The organism is Nocardia sp. NPDC051981 (assembly GCF_040680715.1).
Classification (GTDB): domain Bacteria; phylum Actinomycetota; class Actinomycetes; order Mycobacteriales; family Mycobacteriaceae; genus Nocardia.
The window spans coordinates 101,240-125,398 of the sequence record NZ_JBFAXK010000026.1 but is presented as its reverse complement, the minus strand read 5'-3'; the positions used below and the strand labels follow the sequence as shown (position 1 = coordinate 125,398).

Below are 24,159 nucleotides of genomic sequence, written 5' to 3'. Positions count from 1 at the left end.
CGCCCAGGGCGCCGACGAGCTGACCTTCCTCGACGTCACCGCCTCCACCGGCGACCGCGGCACCATGATCGACGTGGTCACCCGCACCGCCGGGCCGCCGCCACTGTTTTCCGGAGTTTCGTGCCTCCCAGGTCAGGCTGCGCGGGCGCGGCCCACGATGCCCAGGCAGAGAGCGCACCCGGCCGCGAGGACACCGAACATGGCCGGGTAGCCGATGCCGGTGCTGTCGTGGCAGATCGCCATGACGGCCGGGACGCCGAAGCCGAGGTAGCTGACCGCGTAGAACACCGCGGTCAGTCCCGCGAGGTCGTCGGGCCGGGCCATGCGCTCGATCTCGAGCAGGCCGGCGACCAGGCCGCTGCCGAAGCCCATGCCCAATGCGATGGCGGTCAGCACGGTCAGCCACATGGTGAGGGTGGCGGAAGCCGCTGCGGCCAGCACCATTCCGGTGATCACCAGGCTCAGCGCCAGGACCGGCAGGCGCAGCGAGCCCGGCCGGTCGATGCGGCGGGCGACGGACTGGATGCCGAATCCGCAGCCCAGCGTGATGACCGTGATGAGGGCCGAGAAGGCGATGGGCGCGCCGTGCACCTTGGGCATCATGAGCGTCGGCATGATGGCGTAGGCCGCCGCCGACGAGGTGAACAGCCACAGGCACACCGGCAGTGCCACGGTGCGGAAGCGGTGGTGCGCGGCGGCGGGGACCTTCAGATCGTCCAGCAGTCTACCCGGATTCGATTGCGGGGCAGTGGTTTCCGGGGCGCGGAACAGCAGCGCGGCCGCCAGCACGCACAGCGTCACATTGATCAGGTAGGCGAGGGTGTCCGGCCACGGCGCCCACTGGGCCAGCACCCCGGCCACGCCCGCGCCCACGCCGAAGCCGCCGGTGAGGCTCATGGCCGAGCGCCGCGCCCCGGTGCCCGAGGCGGTCTCGGCCGTGAACGGCGGCTGCGAGAGTTCCTTGAGCCAGCTGCTGCCCACCGCCATGGCCAGGCCCAGCGCGATGCCGCACAGCACGCGTCCGGCGGAAAGCATGGGGACGGAAGCTGATCCGAAGGCCAGCAGGGTCGAGCCGGTGGCCGCGATGAAGGGCGCGGGCCGCATCAGCGGCCGACGGCCGTAGCGGTCGGAGAGCGGGCCGCCGATGAGCAGCGCGGGGACGATGCCCAGCACATATTCGAACAGCAGCAGATCCACGGTGGTGACGGGCAGCCCGTCCCGCTTGTACATGACCAGCAGCGGCGTGAATTCATTACCGCCCCAGGCGATCGCGAAGATCGCCGCGGCCACGCCGAGCCACGCCCTGGGATGGGTGCCGACATCGGTGGTGCGGGTGCCGACGGCTGTCAGCGTCGCCATCACAGTCCTCTCAGGGTCACGCCGTGCACGTCGGTGAGGTGCTCGGCGAGTGCTTCGGCGAAACCGGCGGCGTCGGCGGCTTCGATCAGGTCGGCGAGCCGGGTGTGCTGCTCGATGATCCGGTGCGGATGGGTCTCGCCCCGGTGCAGCGCAACGCTGCTCATCCGGCGCTGGCGCTCGCGCAGCGAGTCGTAGAAGCCGATGAGCAGCGGATTGTCCGCGGCCACCACGTACTCGCGATGGAAATCGGCGTCCGCGATGGCGAATTCGTCGAGGTTGCCAGCGTCGGCGAGTTCGCCCTGGCGGTCCAGGGATTCGCGCAGCCGGGGGATCAGCCCCGCGCGGGCGATGCGGGTGAGCGCGTCCACCGCGCCGGTTTCCACGATGTAGCGGGCATGGATCACATGCTCGGCCTCGCGCGAGGGCACCGGCACCACCAGCGCGCCGCGCTTGGGATAGAGCCGCATCCAGCCCTCGGTCTCGAGCCGCAGGAAGGCCTCGCGGACCGGGGTGCGGGAGGTGCCCAGCTCCCCGGCCATCTCGTTCTCGCTGACCAGCTCCCCGCCCGGCAGGTCGCCGCTCAGGATGCGTTCCTTGATTTCGCGGTAGGCCCGCTCGGCGGCGGAGAAGGTCTTGGACACAACTTGCATACTAGAGATGACATGGGATGATTTGCCCGAATGTGGCGGGTTTCACCCGAGTGGCTGAAAGAGTTGCGCCGAAACCCTCTCACCCATAATGATTCACGTTGTTGGCAATACGTCAGTAAGTTGCCCTATTTCCGGGACGAGGAGGTCCGCATGGGGAACGATGCCCCGCCGCTGAACGAGGTCGTGAACGGTGGTCTGGAGTTCACGATTCCGATCGCGCACAAGATGGGGGTGCGGGCCGACGAGGTGCGCCCCGGTTTCGCCGCCACCACGGTCCCGGTCGAGGGCAATGGCAATCACTTCGGCGTCATGTACGCCGGCGTGCTGTTCACCGTCGCGGAGATCCTGGGCGGCGCGATCGCCATCGCCAGCTTCGACACCGCCAAGTACTTCCCCCTGGTGAAGGATCTGCACATCTTCTTCCGCAAGCCCGCCGCCACCGATGTGCGCGCCGAGGCCACGCTGTCGGAGGATGAGATCGCGCGCATCACCGAGGAGGCCGAGGCCAAGGGCAAGGCCGACTTCACTCTCGAGGCCGTGGTGACCGATGCCAATGGCGTGGTGGTGGCCGAGACCAAGGGTCTGTACCAGTTGCGCGCCCACGGCAGGTGAGCCGAAACGACCGAGCCCCGAGGAAACCCCCGGGGCTCGGTCGTTCTCCAGGCGTGTCAGGCGATGATGATCCAGCCCTTGCAGCCGGTGCCGGCGCTGCCCGGCCACTCCGAGCCGGAGACCTCGAAGGGGATGACCCCGGGCATCGGGGTGCCCAGGTCGATCCGGGTGGTCTGGGCGGTGTAGGTATCGGGCAGCGGGGTGCGCTGCCCGTTCATATCGATCTTGGCGTCGTCGGTGAAGTTGTTGGAGGTGGTGATCTCCAGCGTGGTCGGCGTGAACGAGTGGGCCAGCAGGGTGGTCTGGGCGCAGCGGCCCTTGGAGTAGTCGAGCGTGATCTGCTGCGGGGCCGCGTCGGCGGACGCGGGGGCGGCGAGGGCGCCGGAGGCGGCGCAGGCGAGCGTGGCCAGGGCGATGCGGCGGAGGTACACGGTCTTCACGAACAGAACCTCTTTCCTGTGGTCACGACGATGAATCCCCCCTCGATCGACGACGATCATGCCGTGACCGGGCCCCCGGCACGCGGTGGACGCGCGGAAGAATCCGCGCGGATCAGCGGATGCGCAGCGGCAGGCTGCGGTGACGGCGCACGAAGATGCTCGGAAACCACCGCGGCGGGGCGTCTTCGACGAGGGTGAATCCGTTGGTATGGTCCAGCAGCGCGGTCAGGGCCGCGGTGGCCTCCAGTTTGGCCAGCGCCGAGCCGATGCAGAAGTGGATGCCGCGCCCGAAGGCGAGATTGTTGGCCCCGCTGCGGCGGTCCAGGTCGATGACGTCGGGATGTTCGAAGCGGGCCGGATCCCGATTGGCCGCACCCCACAGCAGCAGCACATGGCTGCCCGCGGGAATCTCGGTGCCGCCCAGCGCGGTATCGGTGGTGACGTGCCGATGATGGCCGCGGAAGGGCGATTCCAGCCGCAGCGCCTCGTCGAGGAACGCGGGCAGCAGCGCGGGTTCGCGGCGCAGCTCGTCCTGGAGTTCGGGGCGGGTGGCGAGCAGGCTCGCGGCGTTGGCGATCAGCCCGGCGGTGGATTCGCCGCCCGCGCCGACGAGTTGGACCAGGATGAGCACCGCCACCGCGTCGGTGATGTCGCCGGCCGTGCATGCGCGGGCCAGCACGCCGAGCAGGTCGTCGCCCGGATCCTCCCGGGCGGCGGCGAACCTGGTGTGCAGGTGGGCGGCCAGCTCGGTGGCGGCGGTGACCAGTTGTCCGAAGCGTTCGGCCTCGACGACCCCGCCCAGCATCTCGGTGCTGTCGTAGGCCCACGTGAGCAGGTGCGGCACATCCGAATCCGGCAGCCCGATGATGTCGGCGACCAGCGCCAGCGGCAGCCGGTCGGCCATGCCGGTCGCCCAGTCGATGCGATCGCCGTGCAGCTGCTCGGCCCACAACCGATCCACCAGGTCGGCGGCGGTGGGTCCGAGCCCGCGAATCCGCTTGGCCAGCAACGGCTGGACCAGTTTCCGCTGTGCCTGGTGGCCGGGATCGTCCTCGGTGGCCAGCACGTGGATGGCCTGGCCGCCGCCGTCCATGTCGAAGGTGGCGGGCGGCCGACCCTCCTGCCGCAGCAGCGCGCCGGTGAGGTGCGAGGAGAACTCGGCGGGCCGATTCACCGCCTCGGTCACCAGATCCCATGAGGTCACCAGGTAGAAGTCGGTGCCCGGGATGCGGTACACCGGCGATTCCTCGCGCAGTCGTCGGTACAGCGGATAGGGATCGTCGAGGTGCGCGGGGTCGAACAGGTCGAGGGCGTCGGGTGAGGTCCGGGTCATGCGCTCACGGTTTCCGGCCCGGTACCGACTGTCAACGGCCGTCTCGCCGTGAGACGGCCGCCGCGCGGTGACCCACTCGTATGCAGGGGTTTTGCGCGCATCTCGAGACTCCGGGCCTTCGTGCCGGACAGCCCATTAGTATCGAACGATTACGCGATAACGCTGCTGGCCCAGGAGGCTCGGGTGATCGTGCGCGACCGGAAGTGGATGGGATGGGGAGCCGGGGCGGTGCTCTCGGTGGTAGCCCTGCTGGTGACGGTCTTCGCGGTGAACGGACCGGTGGCGCGGGCTCTGCCGGCTGCCCCCGACACCGTCGCCATCGACAGCGGCAGTCTGCACGGCGTGCTCGCGCCGGACTACCGGCTCTTCAATGGAATCCCTTACGCCGCACCGCCGGTGGGCGCGCTGCGCTGGCGGCCGCCCGCACCGGTGCCGCCGTGGCCGGGCGTCCGCGAGGCCCGCGACGCCGGGCCGAAATGCGCCCAGGCCACGGGCGCGGGCGGGCTGCGCTCGACCGATGAGGACTGCCTCTACCTGAACGTCTGGACGCCGCCCACTCTGCCCGCCGATGGCCGCGGGCTGCCGGTCATGGTGTGGATTCACGGCGGCGGCCTGCAGACGGGCACCGGAAGCATGTACGGCGCAGCGCCTCTGGTGTCGCAGCCCGATGGCGACAGCATCGTGGTCACCATCAACTACCGGCTCGGGACGTTCGGCTTCCTGGCCGCCTCCGCATTGGACGAGGGCGCGGGCTCGGGGGACTACGGGCTGATGGATCAGCAGGCCGCGCTGCGCTGGGTGCAGCGCAATATCGTGGCGTTCGGCGGCGACCCGAACCGGGTGACGGTGGATGGTGAATCGGCGGGCGGGGTTTCGATCTGCGCGCAGCTGGCCACGCCCTCCTCGGCGGGGCTGTTCCAGGCGGCCATGATGCAGAGCGGCCTGTGCGCCGGGCAGGCCCTCGCCGCCGCCGAGGCCGAGGGTGATGCCTGGGCGGCCGGAGCCGGATGCCCGGGAGCGGACGCGGCCTGTCTGCGCAGTCTTCCGGCGGACGTGCTCGTCGATCGCGCGCCGGAGTCGGCGAATGTGGTGTACGGCAACGACTTTCTCCCGCGCGATCCCATTGCCGTGCTGAAAGCCGGTGGGATTACCCATGTTCCGACCTTCATCGGCTCCAACCATGACGAGATGGCGCTGTGGGTGTGGATGGATTACGGCATCCCGCTCGGCGCCAGGATGACCGCCGCGGACTATCCCACCCTGCTCACCACCCGGTTGGGCGGCATCGACCGGGCGCAGGTCGATCGGATCATGGCGGAGTACCCCCTCGGCGACTATGCGCAGCCCGCGCTGGCGCTCGTCCGGGCCTGGACCGACAAGTTCGTCTGCAGGATGGCCGACCAGGTCGGCGACTTCGGCCGTCAGAACCCCACCTACGTCTACGAATTCGACGACCGGACCGCCCTGGCCCCGCCCAGTACCTTCCCGATGGGCGCCTACCACGCCGCGGAACTCCCCTCCCTCTTCGACCTCGTGCAGGCCGGCCCGCTCCTGCACGTCGCCATGACCCCCGGCCAGCGGCGCCTGCAGGACGAAATGCGCCGCTACTGGACCCGCTTCATCACCGCGGGCACCGCGGATCCGCAAGGATTGCCCGCCATCCCGCAATACACCACGGCCGCACCGTCATTCCTCTCCTTCCGTCCCGGCGGCAACCAGTTCTCCGATGCCTTCTACGCCGACCACCGCTGCGAGTTCTGGAGCACACTCGGTTGAGCTGCCGTGCAGGTACATTCGAGGCGTGACGCTCGGTCAGGGGGAGCCGTGGGCGGGGCTCGGGGCGATGGGCCCCGAGCCGGCGGTGCGGCGGGCGGCACTGGCCGCGCGGTTAAGTTCCGGGCCATCGGGCAGGGCTACGCCTCCGGATTGGCCGGTATCGCACGGGATTACGGGGTCAACGTCTAGAGGCGCACCGGGAGCGGCACCGGGCGCTTGGGCACTCGCCGGTCACCCGAGGAGATGCCGCGCAGGCGGCGCAGCACCCATGGCCCCAGTGCTGTTGCCGCCCACTGGAATTCGGCCGCGATCGAGCGCAGCGCCCCGTGCTCGGGCAGATCCGGCATCAGCGGACGAGTCCAGGCGTCGTTCGCGCCGGGCAGCCGCAGGGCCTCGGCCACGGCGTCGGCGATGCGCTGGTGCCCGAGCGGGCTGGCGTGCAGCCGGTCCGCGTCCCACAGGCGGGGATCGGTCACCACGGCATGATGGCCGGTCTCGGCCACCAGCACCCCGTGCCGCTGGGCCGCCGCCCGCAGCCGGTCGTTGATCGCCGCGATCCGGCCGCGAATCGGCCGAGCCAGCGGAATCGTCTCGGCCACATCGGGAAAGGTCAGCGTCGCCACCACCGCGCCGGTGGCGGTGAGCGCGGCGAACATGGCCTCGACATGCCCGGCGATCTCGTCCGGATCGAAGTTCGGACGCAGCAGATCGTTCATGCCGGCCAGCACGGTGGCCAGATCCGGGCGCAGCGCCAGCGCCGCGTCCAGTTGGTCGTCGCGGATCTGGTGGGCCAGCTTGCCGCGCACCGCCAGATTGGCATAGCACAGTTCGGGATTGGTGAGGGCGAGACGCTCGGCCAGCCGGTCCGCCCACCCGCGCAGGCCGGTCAGGTCGTCGCCGTCGCCCACGCCCTCGGTCTGACTGTCGCCCAGGGCGACGTATCGGGAGTACCTGCCATCGGTCATGGCGGATCGGCCTTTCGGTGACTGTTCGTGGATCATCCCAGGAAATCGGCCGGCCGGGGAGTCGGGCCGAACTCGTTCACGAGCCCGCCGCTTGGCGTTCGGCCGCTGCTGCCTCCTGTTCGATTTGCGCGACGGCTTCGGCCTGGATTCGCTCGAACTGCGCGGCCATCGCCTCGGCGAGCGCCTGCGCGCCGGAGAGCGGACGCACCATCACCATGAACTCGTCGATCCGGCCGTCGGCGTCGAAGTGCAGGAAGTCGCATCCGGTGATGCGCTTGCCCGCGACCGTGGTCTCGAAGACCAGCGCGTGATCGCTGCTGTCCGCCGCGCCGATCTCCTTGACGTAGCGGAAGTCCTCGAACACCCGCATGACACCGCGCAGGATGGCCGCGGTGATGGCCTTGCCCGGGTAGGGCTTGAAGGCGACCGGGCTGGTGAACACCACATTGTCGGCGAGCAGGGCCGCCATGGCCGCCTCGTCACGGGCCTCGACGGCCTTGCGGAAGGGGTGCATGATTCCCTCGTCTCCTATAGCCAAATCGTTGTCTACTACCTTCGAACAGTAGCGCGCGGAGCTTGAGGATGTCCAGGTCACAAGTATTCAATAAGTTGACTATCAAAGCGCTGTTGAACCGGAGCCCGCACCGGCCGCGCATCACCGGGCCAATAGACTCGCCGGGTGCGACATGGGCAGGCCGATGGCTCCATGGACCTGACGCAGCTGCGGACCTTCCTGGCCGCCCGTGCGGATCTGGAACGCCTGCGCGCCAATGACTTCGGCGGAGTGCCCCTGGTGACCTACGCCGCGGATCTGCCGATCGTCCGCCGCTACTGGCGGCACGTCTTCGACACCCGGCTGGAAGCCGACCCGGCCTGGTGATCCCGGACCTGCGCGCCGTCCTCGCCGCGGTGGTGGCCGGCGCGGGCGTCTCGGTGCTCCCGAGCTACCTGTGCACCCGCGAATTGGCCTCGGGCGCCATCGAAAAGCTCTGGGACCCGCAGGATGCGCCGATCAATACCGTCTTCCTGGCCCGCCGGGTGGGCGGTCCCGTCCGCCCGCACGTGGACCGGGTGCGCGCTCGCCTGCTCGCGGCCGCGCGCGCGTGGCACGACTGCCCGGACTGACGACAACGGCCCGGTCCCCAGGGGACCGGGCCGTGGTGGCACGTCGGACCGAATCCGTGCCGCCTACTTCTCGATGAGACCGTACTGGGTGAGCAGTTCGCCGATCTCGTTGTTGCCGAGGCGCTTCGCCAGCGCGCGCCAGAGCAGGTCCGGGCCCGGGAGGTCGACGGGATCGCCGTCGCGGAGGCGGCTCATGGCGGCCAGCAGGGTGCGGACATCGTAGGTGGAGTTGAAGACCTCCGGGACGCCGCGTTCGATATCGAGCAGCCGGTACGCCGCCTCCATACCGGTGCGCACCGAGTACTCGGTGGTGAAGATGCAGTCGCGGCTGGTTTCGGCGAACTGACCGATGAACGCGAAGTTGACCGAACCCTCCGGGACCACGTCCGGGCGGTCACCCGCCTTGCGGGGCATGAAGAAGGCGGTCACGTAGGGCATCATGACCGGCACGCACTTGGCGCCGCTCGCGGCCAGCTCGGGGATGTCCGCTTCGGGAACGCCCAGGTGGTACAGCCACTCCTGGGTGATCTCCTCACCAGTGCACTCCTGCATGGTCTTCTTCACGTAGTCGCCGGGCTTGTCGACGAACAGCGAGTACACCCAGACCACGATCTGGTCCTTCGGCTGCTGCTTGAAATGCGGCTGCCGGTTGACCGTCCAGCTCATCAGCCAGTTGGAGTCCTTCACGGTGACGATGCCGCCGGTGACGACCTTGCCGCTGAAGGGATCCCGCTTGCAGATCTTCTGAATGTATTCGGGGATGCGCTGATCCAGCGTGGTGACGGTGGCCGACTCCCACTTGGTCTCGGGGATGTGCGCACCGAACACGTCCGGATGGCCGAAGGCCTTGTCCTTGGCGGCGATTCGGCGCCACAGATCCCACGCCGGGGCCGGACCCTCGTCGACCTTGGCGGGCGTGTGGTGGTCGCCCTCGTCGGAGTTCTCGGTGAGCGAGCCGATGGTCATCAGCAGCAGATCGTCCGGCCCCAGGTCGACGCCGCCCTCGACGCCCTCCGAGATCCAGTGGATCCGGCTGGCCTGCTTGCGATCCGCGGTGAGGTCGAAGTCGACATCGGTGACGGTGGTGTCGAACTTGAAGGTGACGCCCTGGTCCAATAGCCAGCGGTAGAGCGGCAGCACCAGCGACTCGTACTGGTTGTACTTGGTGAACTTCAGTGCCGAGAAGTCCGGCAGGCCGCCGATGTGGTGGATGAACCGGTGCAGGTACAGCTTCATCTCGAGGGCGCTGTGCCACTCCTCGAAGGCGAACATGGTGCGCCAGTACATCCAGAAGTTGCTCGCGAAGAAGTCCTTCGAGAACACCTCGTCGATGCGCTTGCCCTCCATCTCCTCACGGGTGGCGAGGAAGATCTTGGTGATGTCCTGCTGCGCCCTGTCGTTCAGGGTGAACAGGTTCTTGGTCTGGGCGCTCTGACCGCGGTTCACGGTGGCCCGCTCGAGGGAGAAGTTCGGGTCGTCCTTGTTGAGCCAGTAGAACTCGTCGAGCACGCTCGCGTCCTCGACCTCGATGGACGGGATGGTCCGGAAGAGGTCCCAGAGGCATTCGAAGTGGTTCTCCATCTCGCGGCCACCGCGAATGACGAAGCCCTTCTCGGGTTCCCGGATGCCGTCGAGCGCGCCGCCCGGCAACTTCAGCTCTTCCAGAATGGTGATCTTGCTACCGGCCATCCGGCCATCACGGATGAGGAAGGCCGCCCCGGAGAGCGAGGCCAGGCCCGACCCCACGAACCAGGCCGTCTTGTCCTCGACGCCCGCCGGCTTGCGCGGCCGCGCGAAGGCTTCGTAATTGCCACTGCTGTAGAACATGAGAACTCCCGTCTCGAATCACGCCGTGTACTTGTAGAACCCTTCCCCGGTGGCGATGCCGAGTTTGCCCTGGTCGATGTAGTTCTCCTTGAGCCACTTGGCGATTCGCTGGGCGTCCTCGTCGCCGTGGGCCATGATGTTGTAGGGCGTGGTCAGGCCGATGATGTCGAGGATCTGGAAGGGTCCGGCCGGCGCGCCGGTGCCGATGCGCCAGGTGTTGTCCACCGCCTCGGGCTCGGCGTAGCCGCCCTCGGCCAGGTTCATGGCCGCGTTCAGCAGCGGCACCAGCAGCGAGTTCAGGACATAGCCGGCCTTCTCCTTGTGCAGCTCGATGGGCACCATGCCGATGGCGGTGGCGAAGTCCACGACGGCCTGGAAGACGGCCGGATCGGTGTCGGGGGTGCCCATGATCTCGGCGGTGTTGAAGTGCCACACCTGATTCGCGAAGTGCAGCGCCAGGAACCGGTCCGGACGGCCGGTGAAGTCCTTCATGGCGCTGGGCAGCAGCGTGGAGGAGTTGGTGGCGAAGATGGTGCGCTCGGGCGCGAGCTTGCCCAGCTTCTCGTAGGTGTCCTGCTTGATGGCGAGCACCTCGGGAACCGCCTCGATCACCAGGTCGGCGTCGGCGACCGCCGCGGCCAGATCGGAGCTCAGCGCGATGCCCGCCGCGGTCGTCTCGGCCTTGCCGTCGCCCACGCCCGGCACCTGCTCACGGTAGGTGGCGGCCAGCTTGTCGAAGCGGCCGCGCGCCGCGGTCAGCACCTCGTCGGTGATGTCGTACGCGGTGACGTCGAATCCGCGGAACGCGGTCTGGAACGCGATCTGGGAACCGAGAACTCCGGTGCCGAGCACGGTGACCTTGCGGATGTCGATGCTCATTGTCATTGCCTCCCTAGGGATGTGAAGAATCCAGCGATTATCTGTGCGATCTGCGCCCGCAGATCCGCCATGGCGTCGTGGCCGGGATGCGCCCCGGTGGACGGTTGCACCAGCGCCAGGTGCAGGACCGCGAAGATGCTGCGCCCCGCCAGCCTGGCCTGCTCTTCCCAACGCGCCGAAGTGGTTTCGTCGCCGGGCGGTGTGCCGATCCCGTCGCGGCGCGCGTCGGCGATGAGCCGCTCGGCGATCATGGACTCCAGCCCGGCCACCAGGGCCAGGCCCTCGGCGCGGTAGGTGTCGGTGGGTGAGCCGAACAGCAGCTCACGCTGGTAGACGATGGTGTTCTCGGGCCGCTGCTCGGCCGCGCGCAGGAGCGGGCGCAGCAGGGCCGTCACCGCCTCGACGGCATCGGTCTGCGTGCGGGCCGCGGCGGCGCCGTCCGCCAGCGCGGTGCGTAATTCCTCGTTGTAGACCATCAGCAACAACTCACCCTTGCTGGCGGCGTAGCGGAACAGTGTCCCGGCGGCGATATCCGCCCGATCGGAGATTTGCTGAGTGGTAACTCTATCGAATCCGTGCTCGGCGAACAGGGCGGCGGCGGCCTCGAAGATGCGTGACTGCTTGTCGTGCATCTTGCGCTGGCGTCGGCCGACCTCCAGTGGCCTGACCTGCGTGACCATCGGACACCTCCAACCCGGATCGGAAAACTGAGTGGACTCAAAAATGAGCGTACTCCGAGTTATCGATTGCGCAACCCGGCTGGGCCGCTGGATCTGTGTGGACCGCCCGCCGGATCTGCGTGGACCGCCCGCGAGTAGTCGCGGTACGGCTCATCGGCCGCGTAATCCGTTACCGCGCAGTGTTTTCGACATGGCTGTGCAGCTGTTCCCGAGCCGCACCGGGGCGTCGCCGAACGAGCCGGCCGGGTCTGCCGGGCGTATGTTGGTCGAATGGCCACGCATCTCACCCACTGGGGCGTTTTCGAGGCGAGCAGCGATGGGAACCGGCTCACCGCGGTGCGACCCTGGCGAGGTGATCCGGAACCCACCCCGCTGATCGAGAATGTGGCCTCGGCCCAACATCATCCGGCGCGCATCTCGCAGCCCTACGTACGGAAGGGCTGGCTCGAGAACGGTCCTGGACCCGCGGCGCGCGGCGCCGACGAGTTCGTGCCGGTGTCCTGGGACACCGCGCTGGATCTGCTGGCCGGTGAATTGTCCAGGGTGTACCGCGAATTCGGACCGACGGCGGTGTACGGCGGTTCCTACGGCTGGGCCAGTGCCGGGCGATTCCATCACGCGCAGAGCCAGGTTCACCGCTTCCTGAACTGCCTCGGCGGGTATGTCTCGCACCGCAACAGCTACAGCCTGGGCGCGTCGACGGTGTTGCTGCCGCACATCCTCGCGGATATGGGCACGATCATGTCGCGCGCAACGACGAAATCGGTGCTGGCGGAGCATTCGAGGCTGGTGGTCTCGTTCGGGGGACTGTCGCCGAAGAACACAGCGGTGTCGCCGGGCGGAGTCTCGCGGCACAACGGTCGCGGCTGGATCGAGACGGCGCGGAAGAACGGCTGCCGGTTCGTCACCGTCTCGCCGCTGCGCGACGATATTCCGGCCGAAGCGGACGCCGAATGGATCGCCGCCCGGCCCGGCAGCGATACCGCCCTGATGCTCGCGCTCGCCCAGGTGCTGGATGCGGAAGGCTTGGCGGACAACGCGTTCCTGGACCGCTACACCGTCGGCTACGAGCGCTTCGCCGGCTATCTGCGCGGTGCGGTCGACGGCGTCGTCAAGGATCCGGAGTGGGCCGAGCCGATCACCGGCATTGCCGCGGAACGGATTCGCACGCTGGCGCGGGAGATGGCGGGCACGCGCACGCTGGTCACGGTGAGCTGGTCGCTGCAACGCGCCCGATACGGCGAGCAACCGCTGTGGCTCGGTGTGGTCCTGGCCGCCATGCTCGGCCAGATCGGTTTGCCCGGAGGCGGATTCGGCCACGGCTACGGGTCGGCCGCGAATGTCGGTCTGGCCGTGCGACTCACGTCGCCGCCGCGCCTGCCCCAGGGCGTCAACGGCGTCGATGACTTCATTCCGGTCGCGCGTATCGCGGACATGCTGCTGAATCCGGGCGCGCCTTACGAATACAACGGCGAGCACCGGACGTATCCGACCATCCGGCTGGTCTACTGGGCCGGCGGCAATCCTTTCCATCACCACCAGAACTTGGCCCGGCTGCGCACCGCGTTCGGCCGTCCGGACACCGTGGTGGTGCACGATCCGTTCTGGACGGCCACCGCCCGGCACGCCGACATCGTGCTCCCGTCGACCATGACGATCGAACGCGACGACTACGGCTCCGGCGAGGGCGACCGCTTCCTGTTCCCGATGCCGGCCCTGACCCGTCCGCACGGCGAGGCCCGTGACGACTACTGGATGTTCGGCGAGCTGGCCGAAAGATTGGGCTTCGGAAAGGAATTCACCGAGGGGCGGACAACGCGGGAGTGGCTGCGCCACCTCTACGACGAATGGCGCGAGCGGCTGTACGACCGCGGTCACGAGGTGCCGGACTACGACTCGTTCTGGGCCGGGGAGTCGATAGACCTGCCCATCGAGGCCGAGGAGCACATCGCGTTCGCGGACTTCCGGGCCGACCCGTCGGCGCACCCGCTCCGCACCCCGAGCGGCCGGATCGAGATCTTCTCCTCGACCATCGCGGGCTTCGGCTACGACGATTGCCCGGGACATCCGGTCTGGCTCGAGCCCGACGAGTGGCTGGGCAGCCCGCTGGCGGCGCGGTTCCCGCTGCAGCTGGTGGCCAACCAGCCCCGCACCAAGCTGCACAGTCAGCTGGATATCGGCGCGCACAGCCAGTCCACGAAAATCTCCGGCCGCGAACCGGTCCGGCTGCATCCCGACGACGCCGCCGCCCGCGGACTCGCCGCGGGTGGCATCGTCCGGATCTTCAACGACCGCGGCAGTTGTCTGGCTGGACTGGTTATCAGCGATGCGGTACGTCCCGGCGTCGCACAGCTGTCGACCGGCGCCTGGTACGACCCCGACCCGGCCGACCCGGCCTGCTGCCGCCACGGAAACCCGAACGCGCTGACCGATGATCGCGGCACCTCCCGCCTGAGTCAGGGCTGCACCGGTCAGCTGTGCCTGGTGGAGATCGAGCCCCATACCGGCCCGGTCCCGCCGCTGACCGTCACCGGCCCGCCCGCGATCGCCGGTTCCTGAGTCCATCGTCCGTGAGGGCCTCGATCACGGTGCGAGCCGCATTGGACGGCGTGCGCTGGGCGGCATGGCCGACACACAGTTTCCAGGGCAGCGGCCGGGGTGCGAATTCGGAGTGGGGCACGCCGGGGGAGAGCAGCGCGACGGATTTCGGGATGAGGACCATCCCGAAGTCCTTGGCGGCCAATTCCAGTGCGAAGGCCTGGTCGGCCACCTCGATCACGGGAACGCGGCCCGGAAACAGCTCGTCGGCGATGGTGCGGATGCCCCAGCCCGGAGGGAAATCGATGTAGCGCACGCCGTCCAGGTCGGCGGCCCGGAACGGACGCCCCGCCAGCGGATGGTCCGGCCCGGTGCAGAGCACGAGGGTCTCCTCGGCGATGAGATGCGTGGTGATGCCCGGAAATTCGCTGCTCATGCCGGCCAGCAGCGCCAGCTCGAGCGAATTGTCGCGCAGCCCGGCCACATTGCCCGCGACACCGGAGATGCTCTGCCGCATCTGCAGGGTCACTGCCGGAAACCGCTGGTGCAGTTGGGCGATGATGCCCGCCAGGTCGAAATTGTGGATGTTCATGAGATTGCCGACGACCACCTCGCCGCGGATCTCGCCGCGGGCGGCGTCGATGGCGTCCACGATGTCGCGCCGGGCGCGCAGCAGCGTCCGGGCGGGAGCGACCATGGCCCGGCCCGCCTCGGTGAGCTCGAGGGTGCGCGGCGTGCGGTCGAACAGGCGCACCCCGAGTTCGTGTTCGAGCTTGCCGACGCTGGTGGAGACCGCCGATTGGACCAGGCTGAGAGCGCGGGCCGCGGCGGTGAAGGACCGATGGTCGCAGCAGGCCAGGAAGCATTCGATCTGACGCAACTCCATACTCCGAGCCTACCGATGCCATCTATCTCAGAGATGACAGTATCGAAAACCATCGCTTTTGTTGATCCATCGCCGCACCCACCATGGACTGGTGACTGATTCGATGACCGTGGCCCCCACCCGGCCCGCGCCCGGCACCGCGACCACACCCGGCGCGGCGCTGACCCGGACGACCGTGCTGGTGTTCGCCGTGACCGCGGGCTCCTCCGCGGCCGGCAACTACTATCTGCAACCCCTGCTGCACCAGGTCGCCGGGGATCTGAGCATCTCCACCGCGACGGCGGCCCTGCTGGTCAGCGCCGCGCAGATCGGCTACCTGTGCGGCCTGGCCCTGCTGGTGCCGCTGGGTGACTTCCTGCGCCGCCACCGTATGGTCCCGGTGCTGCTGCTGGCCTCGGTTGCGGCCCTGCTGGTTTCGGCCTTCGCACCCAATTTCGCGGTGCTGTTCGCGGGGGTGGTGGCCACCGGTGTCGCGGCCTCGGCCGCGCAGGTGGTGGTGCCGTGGGCCTCGGCGCTGGCCGATCCGGCCCGGCGCGGGCAGGTGGTCGGCACGGTGATGAGCGGACTGCTGCTGGGAATCCTGTTGTCGCGGGTTTTGTCCGGGGCGGTGGCGCAGCTGGGCGGCTGGCGGGCGGTGCTGCTGGTGGCGGCCGGACTGCAGGTGGTGATGGCGGTGAGCGTGTACCTGCTCGCGCCCGCCACGCCGCGGGCGGCCACGGGCGAGAGCTACCCGCAGGTGCTGGCCTCGATCCTGGGTCTGATCCGCCGGCACGCGGTGCTGCGGCAGCGCATGATGCTGGGTTTCATCCTCATGGCCTGCTTCTCGGCGGTGTGGACGGCCATCGCGTTCCTGCTGTCCGGGTCGCACGGAAGTGATTACCACTACGGCGAATTCACCATCGGTCTGTTCGGTCTGGCGGGTGTGGTCGGGGCGCTGGGCGCGCCGGTGGTCGGGCGGATGGCCGATCGCGGGCACCTGCGCCGCGTCACCACGCTGACCTGGCTGGTGCTGCTGGCGAGCTGGGCGCTGATGGCCTGGGGCGGGCACAACGTGGTCGCGTTGATCGCCGCGCTGGTGATCTTCGACTTCGGCATCCAGGGTGCGCATCTGACCAATCAGAGCGCCATCTACACCCTCGATCCCGCCGCGCGCAGCCGCCTGACGACCGCGTACATGGTCACCTACTTCCTGGGCGGTGTGGCCGGTTCGGTGACCGCCGGGGTGGCCTACGAGGCGGGCGGCTGGGCGCTGGTGTGCGAGATCGGTGTCGCCGCAACCATGCTGGGCCTGCTGCTGTGGGCGGTGTTCGCACTCCGCCCACAGCGCGCCGGTGTGCGTCAGCCCATTATGTCGGCGGGCAGCTGACCGGACATGGCAATCGCCTCGGCGAGCAGGTCGGCCGTCGAGAGCAGTTGCTGCCGAGTGTGTTCCGAGGTGATGAAGAAGCGGAGCCGCTCCTTGCCCACCGGGACCGCCGGGGCCGAGATGGCCCCGGCGTACACGCCGTGCTGGAGCAGGTGGGCCGAGACGAATCCGGCCCGGATCTCGCCCGGCACGATCACCGGCAGGATCGGGGTGCCCTGGGAGTCACCGAGATTCAGCCCCCGCTCCCGCAGCGCGGCATCGAACAGGCGCGCGTTCTCCCACAGCCGGGTGACCCGCTCCGGCTCGGCCTCCAGCACCTCCAGCCCGGCCAGCGCCGCGGCGATGCCCGAGGGCACGGGCCCGCCGGTCAGCATGGCCACGCCGGGCGCGCTCGACTTCATCGCCCCGATGAGATCGGCGTCGGCGGCGATGAACCCGCCGACGCTGCCCAGCGCCTTGGACAGCGTGCCCATCCAGATGTCCACATCCGCGCCGGCCATGCCGTAGTGCTCGCGAATGCCGTGCCCGGTGGATCCGAGGACGCCGAGCGAATGGGCCTCGTCCACCATGACCGCACAGTCGAATTCCCGTGCGACGGCGGCCAGTTCGGCAACGCGGCCGACGGTGCCGTCCATGGAGTAGTGGCCTTCGATGACCACCAGCGCCCGGTCGAATCCGGTGCGCGACATCTTCAGCACCGACCGCAGCGAGTCCGGGTCATTGTGCCGGAAGTTGATCCGGCGGCAACCCGCCCACTGCGTGCCCGACACCACGCTGCCGTGAATCAGGCTGTCGCAGAAGGCCACATCGCCCTCGCGCAGCAGGAAGCCGATGACCCCGGCATTGGTGAGATAGCCGCTGGTGGTCACCATGGCGTCGCCCACGTCGTAGATCCCGGCCAGCCGCTGTTCGAGTTCGCCGTAGAGCGGGATCTCGCCGGAGACGATCCGGCTGGCCGACGCGGACGCGCCGTACTGGTCGAGCGCGTCCTTGGCGGCCCGCACCACCCGGGGGTGGCTGGACAACCCGAGGTAGTTGTAGGCGCTGAAATTCACCAGGTCGGTGTCCAGAGCCCGGATCACGGTGTCGTTCGGGCTGGTTCGCGGCAGGAACACCGGGTTCGGCATCCCCGACTGCCCGTAGAGCGCGCCGATGGCGGCGCGCTTCACCACGGCAGCGGCGACGTCCGGGTGATCGGCGAACTGACGGCCGGGACCGCGTGGGGTGCGCGCGGCCGCGGCCCGGCCCGGCGGTGCGATCCCGGTGGACACCGGGTGCGGTGCCGCGGTACCCGTGGCCGTCGTCTCCTTGATCCCATTGCCCGCCAGGAGTTTCCGGGCCAGATCGCGTGCGGACTCGGTCATGCCGGCACCGCCTGTCCGCTGGCCGCCGCGTCGCCGCCGATCAAGAGTTCGGCCGCGCGGGCGCCGGCCTGCTGGAGGGTGAAGGACCGGCCGACCTTCATCGACATCAGGTCCACGCCGAGCGTCTTGCTCACCAGCGCACCGAATTCCACCGCCATCAGCGAGTCCAGGCCCAGTTCCGGCACCGGTACGGTCAGATCGATGGAGTCGGCGTCGACGCCCATGACCACCGCCAGCTGTTCGGCCAGCATGTGCGCCACCACGTCGGCGCGCTTCTGCTCGTCGAGCTCGCGCAGCGCCGCCACCAGATGCGACGCGGCCGAATTGTCCTCGACCGCGGCGGCGATGCGCTCGGCGGTGCGCCCGGTCATGGCGTACCAGGACACCGTGGCGGCCACGCGGGACCAGTCGATGGGAATGATGGAGGCGTGGTGGTGGATGCCGAGTTCCAGTGCCTTCTCCAGGTATTCGGCACCCTCCTCCATGCTGATCGGATCGAATCCGGCGGTGCGCAGGTAGCGGGACACGTACTCGTCCTCGGCCATCCCGCCGCCGGACATGTGGCCCCAGCCGACCGACAGCGCGGTGCCGCCCCGCCGCGCCACCACGTCCGCGGTGGCATCGAGCGCGAGATTGGCGGCGGTGTAGGCGTATTGGCCGATGCTGCCGAAAATGGAGCTGCCGGAGGAGAACAGCACGAACATGTCGAGCTCGGCCCCGGCGGCCTCGATGCCGCGCCGCAGCGCGATCACGCCCTCGGCCTTGGGCCGATACACGGTGGCGAGGCTGTCCCGGCTCATATCGGGTACGCGCTTGTCGTCGAGGCTGCCCGCGGTGTGGAAGACGCCGCGCAGCGGGTGCTCGGCGGTGTGCGCCCGCGCGATCACCGCGGTCATCGCGTAGGCGTCGGTGACGTCCACCCGTTCCTCGACCACCTCGACGCCCTGTTCCCGCCAGAGTGCGAGCTGGGTCCGGGCGGCCTCGGTCCGCGGGCCGCCGCGCCCGAGCAGGGTGAGCCGCCGGGCGCCCAGCCCGACCAGCCAGCGGCCCATGGCCAGGCCGAAGGCGCCGAAGCCGCCGGTGATCAGGTACTGCGCCGCCGGATCCACGGTGACCGCCGGAATCATCGGGCGCACCTGCGGCGCTTCGGATTCCAGACTCACCGCGATGCGGCCGAAGTGCGCCGACCGGGCCACGTCCTCGAAGGCCTTGGCCACGTCGGCGCTGTCGTACAGCTCGTAGGGCAGATACCGGTAGATCCCGGCGGCCAGCTTCTCGTGCACGCCCTGCACGAGTTCTCCGGTGAGCCTGCGCTTGAACGCGAGCATGCGGTCCAGGTCGAAGGAGTGGTAGGAGAGGTTCTTGTCGAAGTACCCCAGGTCGAGCACGCCGCCGGTGTAGATGTCGGCCTTGCCGATCTCCACGATGCGCCCGAACTCGGCCACCGCCTTGAAGTTCCGGCGCAGGATCTCCCCGGGCGCGGTGCTGATCACCACGTCCACGCCGCGGCCGTCGGTGAGGCCGAGGACGTCGTCGGCGAAGTTCAGCGACCGGGAGTCCAGCGCGTGGTCCGCGCCCTGCGACAGGACGTAGGCCCGGCGCTCGTCACTGCCCGCGGTGCCGATCACGGTGGCCCCGTGCAGTTTCGCGATCTGCACCGCCGCCGAGCCGACGCCGCCCGCCGCGCCGTGCACCAGCACCACATCGCCGGCCCGCACCCGCGCCAGCTCCAGCAGCGAGTGCTCGGCGGTGGCGAAGGCCACGGTGCTCGTGCACTGGCCGACCTCGGTGCTGTCGGAAACCGGGGTGATCAGGTCCGCGTCGGTGGTGTGGAAGCGGGAGATCATGGCCTTGGAGGTCAGGAACACCCGATCGCCGACGGCCACATTGTCGACCTCCGCACCGACGCGGACGACGACGGCGTCGGCCTCCATGCCGGGTTCGGTGCCGTAGAAGGTGCCCGCCATCTCGCGCTCGCCGAGCACGCCGATGACCTTGAGCGGGTCCTTGTAGCCCAGGCCGATGGCCAGGATCCGCACCTCGACCTCGGTCGGCCCCGGGGCGCGCCGGTCGCAGCGCCGCCACGCCAGCCGGGACAGCACCCGCGACTTCGGCAGCTCCAGACGGAAATTCGCCTCCGGATCGGTGAGCGGTTCGGCCCGGTCCAGGGCTTCGAGCCGGTCCGGCAGGGTGGCGGCGACCACCGTCACCCAGCGCAGGCCATTGCGCAGCACCACCTCGTCGGAATGGTCGTAGGTGAAGGCGCCCGCGATGGCGAGCTCGGCGGCCAGATCCGCCTCGGCCACCTCGGGATCCACATCGATCAGCCGCCAGCGCAGCCGCGACTGCTCATTGAGCAGCACCCGGCGGGCGCCGGCGAGGGCGGCGTGGGACGGGTCGGGCGCGGCATCCTCGTCCGGGTGCGCGAAGGCGCGCTCGGTGACCAGGGAGACGTGGATGGAACCGTCACCGGTCATGGGGATTTCGTCGCCGCGCTGCTGCAGCCAGTCCTCGAGGAAGCCCTCGATCGTCACCGCGATCCGGCGCAGCGTCCAGAGCGCGTCCAGGTCGGTGTATTCCGAACCCGCCACCAGCACGACGTGCGTGCGCTCGACGCCGCTCAGCGCCACGATCTGCTGAAGCCGTTCGCGCACCACGGCTTCCAGGTCCTCGCGGGTCGGATCCCCGACCGCGAGCACCTCACCGTGGGCCGTCGTGCCCGCGATGAAACCGGCGCGCGGACCGGCCTCGGTGGCGAGGTCGATGGCCAGGGTGTACGCCGTCTCCGGGGACGGCAGCGCGCTGGTGTCCACGGGTTCCCGCATGTCCCAGCGGTCTTCGTAGAAGTAGTCCGTGAGCCGTTGCAGCGCACCGCGATCCGGGTTGATGGCACCCAGCCGCAGCCCGATGATCCGCATGACCACGTTCCGCTCGGCGTCGAGCAGGTCGTAGTCGCAGGTCAGATTGTCACCACTGTGCAGCCGCGCCACCACGGTCACCTGGTCGGGGATGGGCGCGAACACCCGCACCCCCTCCACCGCGACCGGAACCAGCGCGCCCCGGTCGGTATTCGGCGCGGCGGCGAGGACCGCGCCGAAGCACTGCACGGCCGCGTCGACCACGGCCGGGTGGGCGAGGTGGCCGCTGTCGCGGGCGATGGCGCCGTCCAGGGTGGCGACCACGGTATTGCCGGACACCCGCAGCTCGGTGGCGCGGCGGAAGGCCGGGCCGTAGTCCAGGCCGCGTGCGGCGAAGGCGGTGTAATAGGCGTCCGGGTCGATGGCGAGCATCTCCTCGAGCGCCGGCAGGTCGGCCTTGCTCGGCTCGTACACGCCCTCGACCAGCCGGCCGGTGGCATTGATGGTCCAGTTGAGGCTAGCGGGCTCGCGGGAGCGAATCGTGAACCGCCGCGTGGATTCCTCCACGTGCAGCTCCACCACCGGCGCCATGCCCTCGTCCACCACCAGCGGCGCGAGGAAGCGGACATCCTCGACGGCCACCCGGGTGGACTCGGTGCGCAGCGCCGCCGCGCTCAGCGCCGCGTCCAGATAGGCCGCGCCGGGCAGGATCCGGGAGCCGCCCACCACGTGGTCGGCCAGCCACGGCAGATCGCCCACGCTGAGCTGGATGCGCCAGGCCGTGGTCGGGTCCTCGAGCGTCGGATCGCCGAGCATGCGGTAGCCGCCGGGGGTGCCGTACTTGAGCTGTTGCACGCCCAGCAGTTCGACGCGCAGCCGGGTGCGCTGCCACGGATAGCGCGGCAGGTCCACGTGCGGGGTGACGACCGCGCCGAATAGGGCGTCGATATCCAGCACGCCCGCGGTGTAGAGGCCCGCGACGGTCTGCCGGACGCTCTCGTAGTCGGCCTGCTTGCGATTGAGGGTGGCGACGGTGGTCCCGGTCTCGCCCGCCCCGATGAGGATCTCGCGAATGTTGGCTCCCAGCACCGGATGCGGGCCGACCTCCAGGAACACCCGGCTGCCCGCGCCCACCAGCTCGGTGACGGCGTCGGCGAAGCGCACCGGCTGCCGCACATTGGCGCACCAATACTCGGCATCCCAGTCACCCGCGCCGACGCGGGTCCCGGTCACGGTGGACCACAGGGGAATTCGCGGATCGGCGAGCGCCAGATCGGCCAGCGCCGTGCGCAGCTCATCGAGGATGGGGTCCATCAGATAGCTGTGGTAGGGCACCTCGACCTGTAGTCTGCGCGCGAAAATGCCCTGCTCGGTGAGGGATTCGGCGATCTCGTCGAGCCGTTGCTCATTGCCCGCCAGGGTCACCGCGCTCGGGCTGTTGACCGCCGCGATGCTGACCAGCTCATCACCCTCGATCAGCTCCAGGGCCGCGGCCCGCGGCAGGCCGATGGCGAGCATGCCGCCCGAACCGGCCGTGGTGGCCTGCAATCGCGCCCGGTGATAGCTGACCAGCAGCGCGTCCCGCAGCGAGAGCATCCCGGTGACGTAGGCGGCCGATACCTCGCCGACACTGTGGCCGACCACGGCGGCGGGCCGGATGCCGAGCTCGTCGAGCAGCGCGACCAGTGCCACCTGGATCAGGAAGTTGGCGGGCTGGGCGACCGCGGTCGAGGTGACCCGCGATTCCTCCTCTGGTCGCAGCAGTTCCCCGACGATGGACCAGCCCGAGATCTCCCGGAACACGGCGTCGATCCGTTCGGCCGCGGCGGCGAAAGTGCCACCGGCGGTGAGCAGTTGGCGGCCCATGGCCCACCACTGCGGTCCCATGCCGGTGAAGACGAAGACCGGCTCGGGCACCTTGCGGGTGATCACCTTGGCGGTGCGGCCCTCGCCATTGGCGAAGTCCACCAGGGCCCGCACCAGCTCGGCGTCGTCACCGAAGGTCAGGCCGGCGCGCACGGGGTGATGGTGGCGGCGCGTCCACGCCGCCTCGGCCAGCCGGGCGGGGTCGGCGCCCGCCGCGATCAGTTCGGCGAAGCCGCGTGCCAGGGCGCGAGCGGCCGCGTCGTTGCGGGCCGAAATCGGCAGTACGCCATGGTGTCCGGGCTCATGGACGGGCGCCTCCGCCGGGATGTACTCCTGGAGGATGGCGTGCGCGTTGGTGCCGCCGTATCCGAAGCCGTTGACCGCGATGGTCATTCGCGTCTCCGGCGCGACCGGCTGTGCCTCCAGCTGCAGCGCCAGGCCGAGCTCGTCGAAGGGGATGTCGGGGTTGGGCTCGTCGAGCCAGCCCTGCGGGGCGATCGTGCGATGGGTGATGGCCAGCGCCGACTTGATGACACTGGCGATGCCCGAGGCCGCCTCGGTGTGCCCGAGCTGCGCCTTCACCGAGCCCACGCCCAGCGGACCGGTGCGCTCCGCGACCCGTCCGTAGGCGCGGCCGATGGCCCGCAGCTCGAGCGGATCACCGACCGGCGTGCCGGTCCCGTGCGCCTCCACGTAGGTGACCTCGTGCGGTGCGATGCCCGCCCGCTCGGTCACCGACTTCGCCAGGGCCTCCTGCAAATCGGCATTGGGCACGGTGATGGCGGTGGTGCGCCCGTCCTGATTGGACCCGGTAGCCTTGACCACCGCGTAGATCCGGTCCGCGTCCCGCTCGGCGTCTTCGAGCCGCTTCAGGACCACCATGCCCGAGCCCTCGCCGCGCCCGTAGCCGTCCGCGCTCGCGTCGAAGGGCTTGCTGCGGCCGTCGGCGGCCAGGAAGCCGCCCTTGCACATGGACACGAACGTCTCGGGCTGCAGCATCAGGGTGACGCCGCCGGCCAGCGCCACGGTGCAGTCGCCGTTCTCCAGCGCCTGGCAGGCCAGGTGGAAGGCCACCAGCGAAGACGAGCACGCGGTGTCCACCGTCAGGGCGGGGCCGATCATGTTGAGCGCGTACGCGATCCGGTTGGAGATCATGGTGTACGACGCGCCCGCGGGGGTGTGCATGTCCACCCAGGGCAGCGTCGCATTGGTCAGGGACGTGCCCATCTGGTCGAGGGTGAAGGCCCCGACGTAGACGCCGATGGGCGCACCCGAGACGTGACCGGCGATGCCCGCGTCGTCCAGTGCCTCCCAGGCGACCTCGAGCACCAGCCGCTGCTGGGGGTCCATGGCGGCGGCTTCGCGCGGTGAGATGCCGAAGAACTCGGGGTCGAAGGCCCACGGATCGCCGGTCATGAAGGCGGCGCGCTTGGTGTACATGCGCCCCGGCGTGCGCTTGTCCGGGTCGTAGAAGCGGCGGTAGTCCCACCGATCGGACGGGATCTCCACGACCCCGTCGCCCTTGTTGATGATGAAGTCCCAGAACGATTCCGGTGAATCGATACCACCGGCGTAGCGGCACCCGATTCCGACAATGGCAATGTCAGACACTACGTCTCCTCGGCAAAACTGAAA

The 24,159-nt window shown here is 69.4% G+C and carries 18 protein-coding genes and 2 pseudogenes; 8 read left to right on the top strand and 12 right to left on the bottom strand.

Translation table 11 applies throughout. The features are described 5' to 3' along the window. A pseudogene (locus tag AB0L60_RS33880) lies at positions 1 to 91 on the top strand (imidazole glycerol phosphate synthase subunit HisF); the annotation flags it as partial. A gap of 41 nt (positions 92 to 132) precedes the next feature. On the opposite strand, the gene AB0L60_RS33875 reads toward AB0L60_RS33880, so the two are convergent. Then, positions 133 to 1,359, bottom strand: coding sequence for an MFS transporter (locus AB0L60_RS33875; protein WP_364622611.1), 1,227 nt, complete (start codon positions 1,357 to 1,359; stop codon positions 133 to 135). After that, positions 1,359 to 2,009 carry a GntR family transcriptional regulator gene (locus AB0L60_RS33870; protein WP_364622608.1) on the bottom strand — a complete coding sequence of 217 codons (651 nt, stop codon included), beginning with the start codon at positions 2,007 to 2,009 and terminating at the stop codon, positions 1,359 to 1,361. Before AB0L60_RS33870 ends, AB0L60_RS33875 begins: the two co-directional genes overlap by 1 nt. 150 nt (positions 2,010 to 2,159) lie before the next feature. Between AB0L60_RS33870 and AB0L60_RS33865 the strand changes: the two genes are divergently transcribed. Next, on the top strand, positions 2,160 to 2,621 hold the full coding sequence (locus AB0L60_RS33865) for a YiiD C-terminal domain-containing protein (RefSeq protein WP_364622605.1): 462 nt from the start codon (positions 2,160 to 2,162) through the stop codon (positions 2,619 to 2,621). 56 nt (positions 2,622 to 2,677) lie between these two features. On the opposite strand, the gene AB0L60_RS33860 is transcribed toward AB0L60_RS33865, so the two are convergent. Both AB0L60_RS33860 and AB0L60_RS33855 read right to left on the bottom strand, forming a co-directional pair. After that, a complete protein-coding gene (locus AB0L60_RS33860) occupies positions 2,678 to 3,061 on the bottom strand; it encodes a hypothetical protein (protein ID WP_364622603.1) in 384 nt (127 codons plus the stop codon). Between the two features lie 112 nt (positions 3,062 to 3,173). Beyond that, positions 3,174 to 4,394 carry a cytochrome P450 gene (locus tag AB0L60_RS33855; protein ID WP_364622599.1) on the bottom strand — a complete coding sequence of 407 codons (1,221 nt, stop codon included), beginning with the start codon at positions 4,392 to 4,394 and terminating at the stop codon, positions 3,174 to 3,176. Positions 4,395 to 4,577: 183 nt separating this feature from the next. Here AB0L60_RS33855 and AB0L60_RS33850 point away from each other — a divergent pair, with 183 nt between their 5' ends. Continuing rightward, positions 4,578 to 6,170: a carboxylesterase family protein gene (locus AB0L60_RS33850; RefSeq protein ID WP_364622596.1), complete on the top strand. Its 1,593-nt coding sequence runs from the start codon at positions 4,578 to 4,580 to the stop codon at positions 6,168 to 6,170. A gap of 114 nt (positions 6,171 to 6,284) precedes the next feature. Next, a pseudogene (locus AB0L60_RS33845) lies at positions 6,285 to 6,359 on the top strand (chemical-damaging agent resistance protein C); the annotation flags it as partial. Here the strand turns inward: AB0L60_RS33845 and AB0L60_RS33840 are convergent. Together AB0L60_RS33840 and AB0L60_RS33835 are read right to left on the bottom strand one after the other, a co-directional pair. Then, complete coding sequence (locus AB0L60_RS33840) at positions 6,356 to 7,135, bottom strand: SGNH/GDSL hydrolase family protein (RefSeq protein ID WP_364622594.1); 780 nt, start codon at positions 7,133 to 7,135, stop codon at positions 6,356 to 6,358. The pseudogene AB0L60_RS33845 and the gene AB0L60_RS33840 sit on opposite strands and share 4 nt — an antisense overlap. Before the next feature lie 76 nt (positions 7,136 to 7,211). Continuing rightward, the gene (locus AB0L60_RS33835; protein ID WP_364622591.1) at positions 7,212 to 7,649 is read right to left on the bottom strand and encodes a nuclear transport factor 2 family protein; all 438 of its coding nucleotides are present in this window, start codon (positions 7,647 to 7,649) and stop codon (positions 7,212 to 7,214) included. A gap of 165 nt (positions 7,650 to 7,814) precedes the next feature. On the opposite strand from AB0L60_RS33835, the gene AB0L60_RS33830 reads away from it, so the two are divergent. Both AB0L60_RS33830 and AB0L60_RS33825 read left to right on the top strand, forming a co-directional pair. Then, positions 7,815 to 8,015 carry a hypothetical protein gene (locus AB0L60_RS33830; RefSeq protein WP_364622589.1) on the top strand — a complete coding sequence of 67 codons (201 nt, stop codon included), beginning with the start codon at positions 7,815 to 7,817 and terminating at the stop codon, positions 8,013 to 8,015. After that, entirely contained in the window at positions 7,967 to 8,260 is a 294-nt protein-coding gene (locus AB0L60_RS33825; protein ID WP_364622632.1) for a LysR substrate-binding domain-containing protein, read from the top strand. Before AB0L60_RS33830 ends, AB0L60_RS33825 begins: the two co-directional genes overlap by 49 nt. A gap of 63 nt (positions 8,261 to 8,323) precedes the next feature. On the opposite strand, the gene AB0L60_RS33820 is transcribed toward AB0L60_RS33825, so the two are convergent. Genes AB0L60_RS33820 through AB0L60_RS33810 form a run of 3 tightly spaced genes read right to left on the bottom strand, consistent with a single transcriptional unit; the run spans position 8,324 to position 11,646 of the window. Next, positions 8,324 to 10,087 (bottom strand): oleate hydratase, encoded by a 1,764-nt coding sequence (locus AB0L60_RS33820; RefSeq protein WP_364622587.1) that lies wholly within the window; start codon positions 10,085 to 10,087, stop codon positions 8,324 to 8,326. An 18-nt stretch (positions 10,088 to 10,105) separates the two neighbouring features. Continuing rightward, positions 10,106 to 10,966, bottom strand: a complete 861-nt coding sequence (locus AB0L60_RS33815; RefSeq protein ID WP_364622584.1) for a 3-hydroxyacyl-CoA dehydrogenase — start codon at positions 10,964 to 10,966, stop codon at positions 10,106 to 10,108. A 2-nt stretch (positions 10,967 to 10,968) separates the two neighbouring features. After that, complete coding sequence (locus tag AB0L60_RS33810; protein ID WP_364622581.1) at positions 10,969 to 11,646, bottom strand: helix-turn-helix domain-containing protein; 678 nt, start codon at positions 11,644 to 11,646, stop codon at positions 10,969 to 10,971. A gap of 270 nt (positions 11,647 to 11,916) precedes the next feature. On the opposite strand from AB0L60_RS33810, the gene AB0L60_RS33805 reads away from it, so the two are divergent. Then, positions 11,917 to 14,205: a molybdopterin-dependent oxidoreductase gene (locus AB0L60_RS33805; RefSeq protein ID WP_364622578.1), complete on the top strand. Its 2,289-nt coding sequence runs from the start codon at positions 11,917 to 11,919 to the stop codon at positions 14,203 to 14,205. Here AB0L60_RS33805 and AB0L60_RS33800 read toward each other — a convergent pair. Further along, a complete protein-coding gene (locus AB0L60_RS33800) occupies positions 14,174 to 15,070 on the bottom strand; it encodes a LysR family transcriptional regulator (protein ID WP_364622575.1) in 897 nt (298 codons plus the stop codon). The two genes, AB0L60_RS33805 and AB0L60_RS33800, sit on opposite strands and share 32 nt — an antisense overlap. 91 nt (positions 15,071 to 15,161) lie before the next feature. On the opposite strand from AB0L60_RS33800, the gene AB0L60_RS33795 reads away from it, so the two are divergent. Continuing rightward, entirely contained in the window at positions 15,162 to 16,436 is a 1,275-nt protein-coding gene (locus AB0L60_RS33795; protein WP_364622572.1) for an MFS transporter, read from the top strand. Here AB0L60_RS33795 and AB0L60_RS33790 read toward each other — a convergent pair. Both AB0L60_RS33790 and AB0L60_RS33785 read right to left on the bottom strand, forming a co-directional pair. Beyond that, positions 16,409 to 17,800, bottom strand: a complete 1,392-nt coding sequence (locus AB0L60_RS33790; protein ID WP_364622570.1) for an aminotransferase class I/II-fold pyridoxal phosphate-dependent enzyme — start codon at positions 17,798 to 17,800, stop codon at positions 16,409 to 16,411. The genes AB0L60_RS33795 and AB0L60_RS33790 overlap by 28 nt on opposite strands. Continuing rightward, positions 17,797 to 24,135 (bottom strand): beta-ketoacyl synthase N-terminal-like domain-containing protein, encoded by a 6,339-nt coding sequence (locus AB0L60_RS33785; protein WP_364622567.1) that lies wholly within the window; start codon positions 24,133 to 24,135, stop codon positions 17,797 to 17,799. Before AB0L60_RS33785 ends, AB0L60_RS33790 begins: the two co-directional genes overlap by 4 nt. Positions 24,136 to 24,159: the final 24 nt, after the last annotated feature.